General features: G+C 66.4%; 14 protein-coding genes. 3 read left to right on the forward strand and 11 right to left on the reverse strand.

Features of this window, described 5'->3' with window-relative positions:
- Complete coding sequence (locus tag NNX38_RS11545) at nt 1-3399, reverse strand: pyruvate carboxylase (RefSeq protein WP_255798112.1); 3399 nt, start codon at nt 3397-3399, stop codon at nt 1-3.
- Between the two features lie 258 nt (nt 3400-3657).
- Between NNX38_RS11545 and NNX38_RS11550 the strand changes: the two genes are divergently transcribed.
- The gene (locus NNX38_RS11550; RefSeq protein WP_255798113.1) at nt 3658-4500 is read left to right on the forward strand and encodes a ParA family protein; all 843 of its coding nucleotides are present in this window, start codon (nt 3658-3660) and stop codon (nt 4498-4500) included.
- Between the two features lie 144 nt (nt 4501-4644).
- On the opposite strand, the gene NNX38_RS11555 is transcribed toward NNX38_RS11550, so the two are convergent.
- From NNX38_RS11555 to NNX38_RS11580, 6 genes are all read right to left on the reverse strand, one after another.
- Nucleotides 4645-5232 (reverse strand): MerR family transcriptional regulator, encoded by a 588-nt coding sequence (locus tag NNX38_RS11555; RefSeq protein ID WP_308219820.1) that lies wholly within the window; start codon nt 5230-5232, stop codon nt 4645-4647.
- Nucleotides 5233-5422: 190 nt separating this feature from the next.
- Nucleotides 5423-5917, reverse strand: coding sequence for a bifunctional nuclease family protein (locus NNX38_RS11560; RefSeq protein WP_255798114.1), 495 nt, complete (start codon nt 5915-5917; stop codon nt 5423-5425).
- Between the two features lies 1 nt (nt 5918).
- Complete coding sequence (locus tag NNX38_RS11565) at nt 5919-6668, reverse strand: MerR family transcriptional regulator (RefSeq protein ID WP_255798115.1); 750 nt, start codon at nt 6666-6668, stop codon at nt 5919-5921.
- A 37-nt stretch (nt 6669-6705) separates the two neighbouring features.
- Nucleotides 6706-7176: an FHA domain-containing protein gene (locus tag NNX38_RS11570; protein ID WP_255798116.1), complete on the reverse strand. Its 471-nt coding sequence runs from the start codon at nt 7174-7176 to the stop codon at nt 6706-6708.
- A 241-nt stretch (nt 7177-7417) separates the two neighbouring features.
- Nucleotides 7418-8242: a 23S ribosomal RNA methyltransferase Erm gene (gene erm, locus NNX38_RS11575; protein ID WP_255798117.1), complete on the reverse strand. Its 825-nt coding sequence runs from the start codon at nt 8240-8242 to the stop codon at nt 7418-7420.
- A gap of 313 nt (nt 8243-8555) precedes the next feature.
- A complete protein-coding gene (locus tag NNX38_RS11580) occupies nt 8556-8684 on the reverse strand; it encodes an LPXTG cell wall anchor domain-containing protein (RefSeq protein WP_255798118.1) in 129 nt (42 codons plus the stop codon).
- 40 nt (nt 8685-8724) lie between these two features.
- Between NNX38_RS11580 and NNX38_RS11585 the strand changes: the two genes are divergently transcribed.
- A complete protein-coding gene (locus tag NNX38_RS11585) occupies nt 8725-9390 on the forward strand; it encodes a hypothetical protein (protein ID WP_255798119.1) in 666 nt (221 codons plus the stop codon).
- Here NNX38_RS11585 and NNX38_RS11590 read toward each other — a convergent pair.
- Both NNX38_RS11590 and rox read right to left on the reverse strand, forming a co-directional pair.
- Nucleotides 9377-9769, reverse strand: coding sequence for a VOC family protein (locus NNX38_RS11590; protein WP_255798120.1), 393 nt, complete (start codon nt 9767-9769; stop codon nt 9377-9379). The two genes, NNX38_RS11585 and NNX38_RS11590, sit on opposite strands and share 14 nt — an antisense overlap.
- 22 nt (nt 9770-9791) lie before the next feature.
- Nucleotides 9792-11231, reverse strand: coding sequence for a rifampin monooxygenase (gene rox / locus NNX38_RS11595; protein WP_255798121.1), 1440 nt, complete (start codon nt 11229-11231; stop codon nt 9792-9794).
- A 156-nt stretch (nt 11232-11387) separates the two neighbouring features.
- On the opposite strand from rox, the gene NNX38_RS11600 reads away from it, so the two are divergent.
- Nucleotides 11388-11960: a GNAT family N-acetyltransferase gene (locus NNX38_RS11600; RefSeq protein ID WP_255798122.1), complete on the forward strand. Its 573-nt coding sequence runs from the start codon at nt 11388-11390 to the stop codon at nt 11958-11960.
- Here the strand turns inward: NNX38_RS11600 and NNX38_RS11605 are convergent.
- Together NNX38_RS11605 and NNX38_RS11610 are read right to left on the reverse strand one after the other, a co-directional pair.
- Complete coding sequence (locus NNX38_RS11605) at nt 11957-13087, reverse strand: PQQ-dependent sugar dehydrogenase (RefSeq protein ID WP_255798123.1); 1131 nt, start codon at nt 13085-13087, stop codon at nt 11957-11959. The two genes, NNX38_RS11600 and NNX38_RS11605, sit on opposite strands and share 4 nt — an antisense overlap.
- 29 nt (nt 13088-13116) lie before the next feature.
- Nucleotides 13117-13890: an SDR family NAD(P)-dependent oxidoreductase gene (locus NNX38_RS11610; RefSeq protein WP_255798124.1), complete on the reverse strand. Its 774-nt coding sequence runs from the start codon at nt 13888-13890 to the stop codon at nt 13117-13119.
- Between the last annotated feature and the right edge of the window lie 164 nt (nt 13891-14054).

A 14054-nucleotide genomic window follows, 5' to 3' on the forward strand; every position in this document is an offset into this window, starting at 1 on the left:
TCATTTCGGAGCGATGACCAGCAGCAGGTCCCCGCCCTGGACCTGCTCCACCCGGGAGATGGCGACCCGTTCAACCGTTCCGGCAACCGGGGCCGTAATGGAGGCCTCCATCTTCATTGCCTCGATGGTGGCGACGGTTTCCCCTGCGGCGACCTCTGCACCTTCCTTGGCGGTGACGGTGACTGCACCTGCAAACGGAGCCGCAACGTGCCCGGCCTCGGTCGGATCAGCCCGTTCCGCCGATTTCGTGGTGCTTTCGATGCTGCGGTCCCGGACCGAGACCGGACGCATCTGCCCGTTCAGGGTGGTCATGACCGTACGCATGCCCTTTTCGTCCGGCTCGGACACCGCGTCCAGCGCTGCGATCAGCCGCACGCCCTTTTCCAGTTCGATGACGTGTTCTTCCCCGCGCCGCAGCCCGTACAGGTAGTCCCGGGTTTCCAGTACGGAAACGTCTCCGTAGGTTTCACGGACAGTTGCGAACTCCTTTGCCGGGCCGGCAAAGAGCAGCCGGTTCAGGGTTTCCTGCCGGGTAGCGGAATCGGCGTGCAGTCCCGCCTTGTCCACTTCGCTCAGTTCGACGTCGCGCGCCTTGACCTTGCGGCCCTGCAGCGCCTTGGTCCGGAAGGGCTCCGGCCATCCTCCGGGCGGATCGCCGAGTTCACCGCTGAGGAAGCCGATCACGGAATCCGGAATGTCGTAGTTCTGCGGGTTCTCCTCGAAGTCCTCCGGGGAAACGTTGGAGCCGACCAGCTGGAGGGCCAGATCGCCCACCACCTTCGACGACGGCGTGACCTTCACCAGACGGCCCAGGATCCGGTCCGCGGCGGTGTACATGTCCTCAATGGCTTCGAACCGCTCCCCCAGTCCCAGGGCGATCGCCTGCTGACGCAGGTTGGAAAGCTGGCCGCCCGGAATCTCGTGGCGGTACACGCGTCCGGTGGGACCCGCCAACCCGGATTCGAACGGCGCGTAGACCCGCCGCACGGCCTCCCAATACGGTTCCAGCGCACCCACAGCGTCCAGGCTGATCCCGGTGTCCCGTTCGGTGTTGGTCAGCGCGGCGACCAGCGAGGACATGGACGGCTGGCTGGTGGTGCCCGCCAGCGGCGCGCTGGCAACGTCCACGGCGTCCACTCCCACTTCGGCAGCGGCCAGCAGGGTCGCCAGCTGGCCGCCTGCAGTGTCATGCGTGTGCAGGTGGACGGGCAGGTCGAAACGCTCCCGCAGTGCGGCGACCAGCTTGGCGGCCGCAGCCGGCCGCAGCAGGCCTGCCATGTCCTTGATGGCCAGGATATGGGCGCCTGCGTCCACCATCTTCTGCGCCAGGTCCAGGTAGTAGTCCAGCGTGTAGAGGTCCTCGTTGGGGCTCAGCATGTCGCCGGTGTAGCAGAGGGCCACTTCCGCGACCGCGGTGCCGGTCTTGCGGACGGCCCGGATGGCAGGCTCCATCTGCGAGACATCGTTCAACGCGTCGAAGATGCGGAAAATGTCGACGCCGGTAGCCGCAGCCTCCTCCACGAAGGCTTCGGTGACTTCAGTGGGATACGGGGTGTAGCCCACCGTGTTCCGTCCGCGCAGCAGCATCTGGATGCAGATGTTGGGCAGCTGGTGCCGGAGGGCCGCCAGCCGCTCCCACGGATCCTCGCCCAGGAACCGCAGGGCGACGTCGTACGTGGCACCGCCCCAGGCCTCCACGGACAGCAGCTCGGGAGTCAGGGCCGCTACCGCGGGTGCAGCCGCGGTCAGGTCTCTGGTCCGCACCCGGGTGGCCAGCAGCGACTGGTGGGCGTCGCGGAAAGTGGTGTCGGTGACGGCCAGTTCGGTCCGCTGCCGCAGGTCCGCCGCGAAACCCTCGGGGCCGAGTTCGAGCAACCGCTGCCGGGACCCCGGCACGGCATCCGGCAGATCGGCGGGCAGCTTCTCCGCCGGGTCGATGTGCGCAACGGGATCGCCGTAGGGCTTATTAACGGTGACATCGGCGAGCCAGTTGAGCAGCTTCGTACCTCGATCAGCCGAGCCGCGGGCGTTGAGCAGTTCGGGGCGTTCCTCGATAAACGAAGTGGCTACGTCGCCGGCAACGAAGTCCGGATCATCCAGGACCGCCTGCAGGAAGGAGATGTTGGTGGCGACGCCGCGGATCCGGAACTCGGCCAGCGCCCGGCGGGCCCGGTTGACCGCTATGGGGTAGGTCCGTCCCCGGCAGGTCAGCTTGACCAGCAGCGAATCGAAGTGCGGGCTGATTTCAGCGCCCGCGTAGACGGTGCCGCCGTCGAGCCGGACCCCGGCGCCGCCGGCGGAACGGTAGGCGGTGATCCGGCCGACGTCGGGCCGGAACCCGTTGGCCGGGTCCTCGGTGGTGATGCGGCACTGGAGGGCGGCGCCGCGGATCTGCAGTTCGTCCTGCTGCAGGCCCAGATCGGCCAGCGTCTCACCGGCCGCGATCCGCAGCTGGGACTGGACAATGTCGACGTCGGTGATTTCCTCGGTGACCGTGTGTTCCACCTGGACGCGGGGGTTCATTTCGATGAACACGTGCTGGCCGGCGCGTTCGCCGACGGTGTCCACGAGGAACTCCACGGTTCCCGCGTTGACGTAGTTCAGGGCCTTGGCGAACTTCACCGCGTCCCGGTACAGGGCCTGGCGGATGTTCTCATCCAGATTGGGCGCCGGCGCTATCTCCACCACCTTTTGGTGGCGGCGCTGCAGGGAGCAGTCACGTTCGAACAGGTGCACGATGTTGCCGTCCGCATCGGCAAGGATCTGTACTTCAATGTGCCGGGGACGCAGGACTGCCTGCTCCAGGAACACGGTGGCATCGCCGAAGGCTGTTTCAGCCTCCCGCATGGCCGCCTGCAGCGCCTCGGGCAGCTTGTCCGCGGTGTCCACCCGGCGCATGCCGCGGCCGCCGCCGCCCGCAACGGCCTTGACGAAGATGGGGAACCCGATGTCCTCCGCCTCGCTGAGCAGCTTCTCGACGTCGTCGCTCGGCTCGGTGGAGCGCAGTACCGGGATGCCTGCCTTCCGCGCCGCGTTCAGGGCATGGACCTTGTGGCCGGCCAGTTCGAGGATGTCCGCCGCGGGACCCACAAAGGTGATGCCGGCGTCGGCCGCAGCCCGCGCGAGGTTCGCGTTTTCGGAAAGGAATCCGTAACCGGGGTAGATGGCGTCACAGCCGGATTCCTTGGCTACCCGGATAATTTCGTCCACGTCCAGATACGCCCGGACCGGATGTCCCTCTTCCCCGATCAGGTAGGCCTCGTCGGCCTTTTGACGGTGGATGGAATTCCGGTCCTCATGGGGAAACACTGCCACGGTCTTGGCACCTAGTTCATACGCGGCGCGGAAGGCGCGAATGGCGATCTCGCCCCGGTTCGCTACCAAAATCTTCGAGAACATGGGTCTCCTGGATCAATTGCGGATGGGGCACCCGGACAGATACCGCCATTACTTACCCACGGCACAAGAGGCAAACCCCAAGGCGTACCGGAACCCCGCCGGGGGCGGACTCCGGAGCTGCCGTGTTGGACATCACACTTGCACCAGTCTAATCGCCACCCCTGCAAAAGCCCGCTGCCAAGGTAACGGGTGTGCGTCACATAGAATGAGTCAGCAGCGTCCAGTGATCCCTAGACACGTTAGGTTTTGGTTCATCAAGTGCAAGTAGTGAGCATCAGCAGCCTGAAGGGCGGCGTCGGCAAGACCTCCGTCACCCTCGGTCTGGCATCCGCAGCGCTGGCCGCCGGCATTCCGACGCTCGTCGTGGACCTGGACCCGCACGCCGATGCCACTACCGGCCTGGGTGTCAGCGCCGGCAACCAGCTCGGAATCGGCGAGATGCTCCGGACGGCCCGTCGGGCACAGCTTTCGGACCACGTAGTCCCCAGCGGTTGGGTGGCGAACGCCCGCCGCCTTGCGAAGGATTCCGACGGCAAGAAGGCCGTCCTGGATGTTGCCATGGGCTCGGCCTACTCCGGTATTTACGACCGTCCGGACCTTGGCAAGCGCGATCTTCGACGCCTGACCAACCTGCTGTCCCGGGTGTCCGGATACGGCTTGGTCCTCATCGACTGCCCGCCGTCGCTGAACGGCCTCACCCGGATGGCCTGGACCGCCAGCAACCGGGTGCTGCTGGTAGCGGAGCCGGGACTGTTCTCGGTGGCCGGCACCGAGCGGACCATGCGCGCGCTCGAACTTTTCCGGGAGGAATTCGCTCCGAACCTGGCCCCCGCCGGAATCATCGCCAACCGGGTGCGGCCCAGCTCCAACGAGCACGTTTTCCGGCTTGCTGAAATGAAGCAGATGTTCGGTGACCTGCTCCTCACACCCACCATTGCAGAACAGGCGAACTGGCAGCAGATCCAGGGTGCCGCCCATTCGGTGCACCACTGGCCCGGCGAATCGGCCAAGCAGGCAGCCGGAACCTTCGACGCCTTGATGAAGAACCTGATGGATTCCGGCAGCGTGCGCAACCGCGTGATGCGCCGCCCGGTGGCCTAGCGCCGGTCAGGCCACAGAGCAGCTGAACAAACGCTGAAGGGCATCCCCGCGGGGATGCCCTTCAGCGTTAATGGTCTGTGTTGTGCGTGCCCTACTCGAGCGGTGCGCCTAACTGATCTGCGTGGCCTAACTGATCCGCGTGGCCTAACTGATCTTCCGGGCGATGCGGCGCTGGCTCAGTTCGTCTCCGGGAAAGTCCTGCTCGTTGACGTGCTCACTGGGCAACTGCGCGAGGCTGCCCTCAACCTCTCGCCAGACGCGGCCCACGGCTATGCCGAAGACTCCCTGGCCGCCCTGGACCAAGTCGATGACCTCGTCGGCGGAAGTGCACTCGTAAACGCTGGCGCCGTCGCTCATCAAGGTGATCTGCGCCAGGTCCTCGACCCCGCGCTCACGCAGGTGCTCAACGGCTGTTCGGATCTGCTGGAGTGATACGCCGGTGTCCAGCAGTCGCTTAACGACCTTCAGGACCAGGATGTCGCGGAAACCGTAGAGGCGCTGCGTGCCGGAACCGGCGGCACCTCGTACCGCAGGTTCCACAAGCCCGGTGCGTGCCCAGTAATCCAACTGGCGGTAAGTTATCCCTGCAGCCTTGCAGGCGGTAGGGCCGCGGTAGCCAGCGTCTTCGTCGAGAAGAGGCAGGTCCTCGGTGAACAGCAAGCCCTGGGCGCTCTGGGAAGGGATGCTCCCCGGTGCTGCGGCGTGTTCGCCGGCATCGCCTTTCGGACTCACGTGTGCCTCCTAGTAACGGTTCCCCTGGGGGTCGGCACAGGCCGGAGCTGTCGGGGTTTCTTCAGTGTGCCCCGAGAACTCCCCCGGTGCAATGGGAACTCTATTCTTCGACGTTAGAACCGACGGGCACCAAGGTCAAAGATGCCGGGAACTTTTCCGAAGCGTGTCGGAGGCATACGTGGACAACTGCTCAGCGTTCGAAGTCTTCGGGCTCGACGTCGGCCAGGAACTCGCGGAACTGGCGCATCTCCTGCTCCGCGTTGTCCTGCTCTTCTTCGTCTTCGGGATCGGCATCGGCAATGCGGACGCCGGCCTCATTGAGGACTTCGTCGGCGCAGTAAATAGGGCACGGAATCCGCAGGGCAACCGCAATCGCGTCCGATGCCCGCGAATTCACGGCGGTTCCGTCCTCGAAGACAATCTCCGCGTGGAAGACGGTGTCCTCCACGGAGATCAGCCGGACGAGTGTCACTTCGCGCTTGAGGGCGTGGATCAGGTTCACCAGCAGGTCATGCGTCATGGGGCGCGGGGGAACGATTCCCTGCTGCACAAAGGCAATGGCACTGGCTTCCGGGGCACCGATCCAGATGGGCAGGTGCCGTTCGCCGTTGATTTCCTTGAGCAGGACCAGCGGCTGGTTGGACGGGAGTTCAATCCGCACGCCGACAACTTCTACTTCCTGCATCTCAGCCCTCCATCCGCGCAATTTGGCCATGCACCAGAGCACTGTGCAGGCTCAGGCACAGGTCGCTGATCTCACGGGCGGTCTCAGCGGCGCGGGCCTTCGAGGCGACGTCCCGGCGGGAGGCGACGGGCGCAACCACGCGTTCAACCAGTCCGAGCTCACGGTCCGCGGCCGCTCGGAAAGGACGCAGGTGGCGCGGTTCGATGCCGTGGGCCTCCAGCTGGACACAGGCCTTCGCCACCTTTAGCGCATGCTCGTCATAGTTCTCTTCGGCACTGGTGATCAGCCCGTAGCTGACCAGGCTGTGCACCAATTCCGTGGTGGCGCCGGATTCCTTGACCAGTTCGTTGAAGGTCAGGGTCCGCGCATGGGAACGGGCCGCGAGCTCTCCGGCCAGCTGGTCCGAAACAACGCGCGGGGCAAGGGACATACCGCCGGGAAGCGACTCGGGCCGCTCTCCCCGGTCAATCGCATCCAGATAATCCTTGATGACCTTCAGCGGCAGGTACTGGTCCCGCTGCAGTGCCAGCACAAACCGAAGGCGCTCGACGTCGGCCGGACTGTACTTGCGGTAACCGGCGGCCGTTCGCTGCGGCGTCACCAGACCCTTTTCCTCGAGGAAACGGATCTTGGACGCGCTGATGGCAGGGAAGTCCGTGCTTAGCTCGCTCAGGACCTCGCCGATATTCAGCACCCTGCCGCGCAGCCGTTCCGGTCCGGTGGTGCGCCTGACGGACTGTGATGCTGACATGTCTACTACCTTATCTGCCCTACGCCGGGGCCTGAGCCTAGTTTCCGGCAGTTGCGGGGCGGGCAGCGTAAAAAGTGAGTCGGAACTTACCGATCTGCACTTCGCTCCCGGTACGCAGCAGCACGCTGTCCACCCGGTCATGGTTGACGTACGTGCCGTTCAGGCTCATGGAGTCCACCACGCGGAACCCCTCGGGGGTGCGGCGGAACTCAACATGCTTGCGTGAAACAGTGACGTCATCGAGGAAAACGTCTGCGTTGGGGTGCCGTCCGGCAGTGGTGACGTCCTGGTCCAGCAGGAAGCGCGCACCGGCGTTCGGACCGCTGTGGGCAATCAGCAGGGCTGAGCGCGCAGGGAGGGCCGCGACGGCGGCTCGCTCGTCCGGAGTCAACTTGGGCTCGACGGATGCGGCATCGGACATCGGGGGAAGACTGATGGATGTAGTGTCTTCCGCGCTGGGCGCCCGTCGGTTGCCCGCTCGTTCGGCGCTGTACTGCTCGCCCGCCATGTGCAATTTCCTCCCCAAAAAGAAAACTGATCAGCCAAAAATATCTGGCTGACCCGGTTCCGATGACTGTTTCTGCCTTACCTGCTGTATCAGCCTACCCGTAACCGGCCCGGTGTGGCACTGATTTACAAGTACTGCTTCCGGCTTGTGCGGGCAGGAGGTAATAATCGGGGCGTGCGCGGGCGTCGGAGGTGGCCCTGCCGATCCTGCGGATCCTGTCCGTCCCGATTCCGAAGCCTCGCTACCTGCTCGGCCGCGACACATTCGCCCTGGCCAGCCCTGCCTCAGCTGCCGGCCCGTTGGCGGAGGCGGTTGCCTGCCACAACCGCGGCCACTGCGCGGCGGCTACATCCCTGGGCAGCGCCTGCACCGGAACTCCCGCAGCGGACAACGCGGTCCGTGCGGCCCGTGCCGACCCAAGATACCTGCCGAGGATCTCCCCCAGCCCTGCTCCGGGACCGCTGAAGATGCCGCGCACGAACCGCTCGTAGGCTGCCCGGTCCTGCGGTTCCAGCAGCGGAACCTTGCGACGCCGGAGGCAGAGGACTCCGCCGTCCACTGTGGGGCGAGGGCGGAACCCGGCTGCTGGCACCCGGCCCCGAAGGTCGAATTCGAACCAGGGAGAGGTTTGGGCCGTCAGCAGGGTTCCGCCGCCGACCCCGGCCCGCTTGCGGGCGACCTCCCACTGGGTCAGCAGCACCGCTTGGGTCCAGGTACCCGTTGTCAGCAGACGACGCAGGATCGGGGTAGTCAGGTGAAAGGGAATATTGCCCACAATCACAGGTCGGTCAAATGGAACGGCCAGGGCATCGGCCTGCCGCACCCGTGCTGCGGGCACACGCCGTTGCAGTCGTTGTACGCAGCCTGGATCCAAGTCAATGGCCAGCAGGTCACGGCCGAGGGCTGCGAGCGGACGGGTCAGGGCGCCGTCGCCGGCACCGAGTTCGAGGATGCTCCCGCCGCCCGAGGAACGGACCAGGCCAGTGACCAAACGGATAGTGGGTTGGTGGATCAGGAAATTCTGGCCGAGCTCCTCCCGGCCGCCATACTGGGTTCTCGCTCCCACGAGCGCTCCAATCGCCGCGAAATGGAGCACCCTTCAGGCATACGACGCCTTCCGGGTGCCTGGCATCCGGAACGACGGCGCGCGGTACCGCGAGTGGAGGTGCCGCCCGCCGTCAGCGGCGGCGGTCGCGCACGAAGAACCCGCAGCCGAAAGCGCGGGCAAAAGCTCTACAGGAAGTCATGGGAAGGAGGATACGGCGACCGGCTCGCCGATTCCAGAGGGAGCAAGATGTACGGCGGATGGGTGAACGGCAGCCGGCCCTGGGATAGGGCCGGCTGCCGCACGTCTTCGGGGTCCTTGAGGGCGGCTACGCCTACGATTCCTCGGCTCCGCGGCGACGCGTGAAGTACACCCCGGCAGCACCAGCGACAAGAAGGCCTCCGGCTCCCAACAGTGCGAGCGAGGTGCCGCTTGCACCGGTGCCTGCCAGGTCAGGGCTCACACCATTGGACGGTCCTCCGGTCCTCATGCACGGCGGAGTGATGGACACTACCTGGACCATGGTCACCCCTGTATCAGTCTGCGTCGGCGTCGAGGTACCGGTCGGCGTCGGAGTGACTGTGGGGGTACCCGTCGGCGTCGAGGTGGGCGTACTAGTCGGAGTGACCGTCGGCGTCGACGTGGGCGTTGTTGACGGGGTGCCCGTCGGCGTCGACGTGGGTGTAGTTGTCGGGGTGCTCGTCGGCGTCGAGGTCGGCGTACTAGTCGGGGTACCCGTCGGGGTACCCGTCGGCGTCGACGTGGGTGTAGTTGTCGGGGTGCCCGTCGGCGTCGAGGTCGGCGTACTAGTCGGGGTACCCGTCGGCGTCGACGTGGGCGTAGGCGTGGGGGTCATGAGACAGGTGGGCGTAGGGTCCGAAACGGCTACGAGAACACCGGATTCCATTGGCGCGGCGGGAGCCTGTGCGGCAGCCGTCGGAGCGGTGGCCAGCGAGCCCACGAGGGCAAAAGCTGCCGCCAGGCTGCAGATTGAAGTAGTGGCAAGGGCATGTGGAAGGCGTTTGGTTTGCATGCGGACGAGGTTGACACCCTGCCTTGTTCTCCGCAAGCGTAAAAGCCACTTTCTTCACCCCAGCCTCAGTGTTCCCAGTAGTAACGCGAGCCGCAGTCATACCGGTTCGTGGATCCCGCCGGTCATTCGCCGGTGATCCACTGGACTATTTGTACGATCAAGCCGTTCGGATCCCGGTACTGCGCGAACCGTTCACCCCAGGGCTCCGTTTCCGGAGGGGTCACGACGTCCACACCGTCAGCAAGGAACTGTTGGTGGACTTCGTCGAGATTCTCGACAACGTGCACCAGCAACAATCCCTCCCGTGCCCGTCCAGCGACCTCCGGCGGCTGAAACGTCGAGAGGCCGGTACGCAGGAAAATGAGGTTCGATCCCCCGCCCGGATGTCTGAGCGAAACAAAGCCGTCGTTTTCCATCTCCACGATGTAGCCAAGATGGCGGACGAGGAAGGCTGCGGAGGCTTCCGGCGCGGGAACGTTCAGGGAGACGGCGAAGGAGGTGACTTTCACGGGCATGGCTGGTCCTTTCTCGGGCCGGTTATTCCGCCGCAGGGGCCGGGTTTCCGAACCAGCGTCCTACCGCTGGCGTGAGATCCTGCTGGTCGTCGCCCATCCAGGCCACATGACCGTCTGGGCGCAGCAGTATGGACGGATTCATCCGGTCCAGGTCGGTCACCGTATCGATCCGGTCTTCCCAGCCTTCCACCGAGAGTTTCCCCGTCCGTTCAAGTAGGAGGCCGCGGCCGGCATGCATCCGCTCGTAGAGCCGGCCTTCCTTCAGTGGCAGGTCGGGCAGTCGGCGGCCAAGCAGGTCGGGGCCGGTACCGAAGTCGTACCGAATGCCAGTCGCTGTGATTTTCTCGATCAGATACCGGTTGACCTCGTTGAAATCCATCAACTCAGCCAGCAGCCGACGGACCGCCTGCGGGCCCGGTTCCGTGGACGTCAGCTCGGACTGGGCGCGGGTATTGTCGAGCACTGCAGCCGCCACGGGCCGCCGTTCGGCGTCGTACGTGTCCAGCAGCCCTGTCGGTGCCCAGCCTTTCACCGCGCCGGCAAGTTTCCAGCCGAGGTTGAACGCGTCCTGGAGACCCAGGTTGAGCCCTTGGCCGCCGAAGGGCGGATGGATGTGCGCGGCGTCGCCGGCCAGCAGGACCCGGCCGGACCGGTAGCGTTCGGCCAGCCTGGTGGCGTCGCCGAAGCGGGAGATCCAACGCGGGGAATGCACCCCGAAGTGAGTGCCTGCGTACCGTGTCAGCTGCACACGGAGTTCCTCGAGGGTGGGTGCGCTGCGGTCTTCGGCAACGCCGTTGGCCGGAACCACCACGCTATAAAGGCCGTCCCCCAGCGGGACGACGCCGAAATCCTTATGGTTCTCGCGTACCTCCGCCACCACGGACATGACCGTCTCCTCCGGCTCGGTGAGTTCCATCTCCCCCAGCAGCCGGTCCTGCCGGCTGGGTTCACCGGGGAAGCCGATACCGAGCAGTTTCCGTACCGTGCTGCGGCCTCCGTCGCAGCCCACGAGGTACCCCGCCCGGAGCAGCCCGCCGCCCTTGAGGCTCACCGTGACGCTGTCGTCGTTGTGGTTCACACCCGTTACTTCCCGGCCGCGCTGAAGCTCGACGCCGGCAGCCAGGGCGCATTCCGTCAGCAGCCGCTCCGTGACGGGCTGCGGAATGCCCAGGACGTATGGGTAGGTGGTGTCCAGCCCCTCCGGCGGGTCCTTGACAATGCCGGCGAAGAATCCGCCGAGCGGATACCTGCGGCCGTGTTCCAGGAACGGCTCGACCACGCCCCGCTGATCCAGGATCTCCAAGCTGCGCGCGTGCAGGCCTCCCGCACGGCTCACTGCCGTGGGCTGGGCATCCCGCTCCAGCACCAGCACATCCACGCCGTGCAGCCGCAGTTCGCGGGCGAGCATAATGCCGGTCGGCCCGCCGCCGGCGATGATCACGTCCCTCACGGCTTCGCGCATGGTTTTGCCTTTCCCTGAGGCCGCCAGCGGTGCGGCACGGCCGGGCACTGCTGCAGGTCGCGGCGGTCCCGCTTCCGCTGCCTGAACCGGCAGGTTACGGTACGGGGGATTCGAGCCGTAAGCGTCTCGAGCATCCTCAGCCTTCGGAGCCGCGAAATGATCGAGGTCCACCCTGCCGCCGCGGACCGGTTCGACGACGTCGCCGCAGTCCTGGCGCCGAAGAACCCCGACACCCAGGCCTGCTGGTGCCTCAGCTACCGCCTCCCGACGTTCCGTGCTCTCACCGGCGCTGACCAGCAGGGCAGGCTGCGCCGGTATGCGGAGGAAGGCACCCCGCCCGGCGTCGTCGCCTATGTCGACGGCGAGGCCGCGGGCTGGTGTTCGGTGAGTCCTCGCGCCAGCCACCACCGTCTGCGGTCCTCACGGACCATCCCCGCCGTCGACGACGTGCCGGTGTGGAGCGTGGTCTGCCTGGTTATCCGCCCGCAGTTCCGCCGGCAGGGACTGGCCCGGCACCTGCTCGACGGCGCCGTCGACTATGCCCGTGCTGCCGGCGCTCCGGCGTTGGAGGCCTACCCGATCGACGCCGCCGGTGGCAGGATCAGTTCCTCGCTCGCTTACGTCGGCACTACGGCGCTGTTCGAGGCAGCAGGCTTCGAACGCGTGGTGCCGACGGCGTCGAAATCCGGCGGAAAGACCCGGTGGCTGATGCGGACAAGCCTCGCCTAATCCGTTTCCAGGCGCAGGATCCGGTCATCATCCTGCCCCGGACGGCCGCGGCCGTCCGTGTTGTTCGTCAGGATCCACACACTGCCGTCCGGAGCGTTGACGACGTCGCGCAGCCGGCCGTACTCGCCGGCCAGCTGCTCGGTGGAGGCGCCCAGATTGTCGAGCGGGACCTCCCGCAGCCGTTCACCGCGCAGGTTGGCAATGTACAGGGAGCCCTCCGCCACGGCGATGCCGCTCGGACTGGCTTCCCCGGGCGTCCATTGCTGCACCGGGTCGATGAAGCCTTCCTCCCCGGCGATGCCCTCGACCTCGGGCCAGCCGTAGTTCCCGCCGGCCTCGACCACATTCAGCTCATCCCAGGTGTTCTGCCCGAATTCACTCGCGTAGAGGACGCCGTCGCCGTCCCAGGCGATGCCCTGCGGGTTGCGGTGCCCGTAGCTGTACACGAGTGTTCCCGGGAACGGGTTGTCCTCCGGGGCGGTGCCGTCCGGGGTCATCCGCAGGATCTTGCCCGAGAGCGAGTCCCGGTCCTGGGCGCTGTCCCGGTTGCCGGCGTCGCCCGTGGTGGCGTACAGCATGCCGTCCGGGCCGAAGGCGATGCGACCGCCGTTGTGGACCGGGCCGGCGGGGATTGAGTCGAGGATGGTTTCCGCTTCGCCCAGCGCCAATGACCCGGGTTCGCCGGTGACCTCGCGCCGCTCGATCCGGTTTCCTCCGTCCCCGGTGAAATAGGTATACAGGTACCCGTCCTGGACGGCGATCCCGAGAAGGCCGCCTTCTCCCCTGCCGCCGGCGCCCTCGATGGTGCCGATTTCCCGGATGTTGCCGCCGGCGTTGAGCTCCAGGATGTGTGCGGAGTCCCGCTCACTGACCAACGGAATGCCCTCATGGAACGCAATCGACCAGGGCGCGTCGAGACCGGTGGCGAGGACTTCCGGATCGGGTCTTGTCACTTCCGGTCCGGGCGAAACGGAAGAGGGTGGCTCCGGTCCCGGTCCGCCGCCGGTGCATCCGGCCGCCGCGGCCGCCGTGACTGCAACGGCCGCGAGGGCGGCCAACCGGCGTCGTACCTGGCTGCGCCGGGAACCCGTGCCGGTGCCATTGGTCCCCGCAGCCGCGATCCTCACGGTTCCCTTTTGCACCGATGTCCCGGGTATCAATCGACGCTCATCCCGCTCGTGAGGTTCAGGACGGCGCCGTTCATACTCCCGGCGCCGCCCTCGGCCAGGAAGACTGCTGCTTTGGCCACCTCCCCGAGAGTGGGAAGGGTCCCCGTGGTGGTGAGTGACTCGAGAAACCGGGTGAACTCCTCCAGTGCCATCGGCAGGTCCGGTGTGCTTCCAATGGTTTCCAGAATGCGCTGCGGGCGAAGGCAGACGACCCTCACTCCCGAGGGACCGAGCTCTGCGGCAAGGGTCCGCGTGAGTGCTTCGACGGCGGCACAAGCCGCTGCGAAGCCGCCCACTCCGGCGATGGAGACCCTTGCCGGCGAGGCGGACAGCAGCAGGACCGTTCCGCTTCCGCGCCGAACCATGTGCGCTGCAGCGGCCCGCGAAGTGATGAACTGTGTGCGCAGCCAGCCCGCTGCCGGCGCGACGACGTCGTCCACGGGCATGTCGAGCAGCGGGACGCCCTGCACCGCCGGGAGGCCTGCCGCGTTGAGCACTGCGTCGATCCGTCCTGCGGCGTCGACGACGGCGTCGGCGTGCGCGTCTACGGCCGCGGGATCGGACGCGTCGACTTCGGCCGCATGCACCGGCCCGCCGCCCAGGCCGCGGATGCGGTCCACCGTTGTATTAACGGAGTCCAGGCGGTGCCCGGCGAGGAACAGCTCCGCCCCGCGGCGGGCAAATTCCTCCGCTACGGCACCGCCGATCGCACCGCCGGCGCCATGGATAATGACCTTCCGGGATGGGATTTCCGCAGCCATGGACCCGCTCCTTCTCCGACGCAACCTGGATGGCGGACGCCGTGACGCCGGACGGATGAGGCTAGCAGGGCAGGGCGCCGGAGTCATCCGGGCCCGCTTCCCTTGACCGGCTAGCGGGCGGAAGACCAAGCTGGCCTGCAGGAACAGGTAACGCTCTCAACCCA

This window comes from Arthrobacter sp. zg-Y238 (assembly GCF_024385525.1).
Lineage (GTDB): Bacteria > Actinomycetota > Actinomycetes > Actinomycetales > Micrococcaceae > Arthrobacter_B > Arthrobacter_B jinronghuae.

Excerpts from the sequence above, each read along its gene's own strand:
- NNX38_RS11545 (WP_255798112.1), bottom strand. The coding sequence starts at position 3,399 with ATGTTCTCGAAGATTTTGGTAGCGAACCGGGGCGAGATCGCCATTCGC.
- NNX38_RS11560 (WP_255798114.1), bottom strand. The coding sequence starts at position 5,917 with ATGCAGGAAGTAGAAGTTGTCGGCGTGCGGATTGAACTCCCGTCCAAC.
- NNX38_RS11565 (WP_255798115.1), bottom strand. The coding sequence starts at position 6,668 with ATGTCAGCATCACAGTCCGTCAGGCGCACCACCGGACCGGAACGGCTG.
- NNX38_RS11570 (WP_255798116.1), bottom strand. The coding sequence starts at position 7,176 with ATGGCGGGCGAGCAGTACAGCGCCGAACGAGCGGGCAACCGACGGGCG.
- NNX38_RS11585 (WP_255798119.1), top strand. The coding sequence starts at position 8,725 with ATGGACACTACCTGGACCATGGTCACCCCTGTATCAGTCTGCGTCGGC.
- NNX38_RS11590 (WP_255798120.1), bottom strand. The coding sequence starts at position 9,769 with ATGCCCGTGAAAGTCACCTCCTTCGCCGTCTCCCTGAACGTTCCCGCG.
- rox (WP_255798121.1), bottom strand. The coding sequence starts at position 11,231 with ATGCGCGAAGCCGTGAGGGACGTGATCATCGCCGGCGGCGGGCCGACC.
- NNX38_RS11600 (WP_255798122.1), top strand. The coding sequence starts at position 11,388 with ATGATCGAGGTCCACCCTGCCGCCGCGGACCGGTTCGACGACGTCGCC.
- NNX38_RS11610 (WP_255798124.1), bottom strand. The coding sequence starts at position 13,890 with ATGGCTGCGGAAATCCCATCCCGGAAGGTCATTATCCATGGCGCCGGC.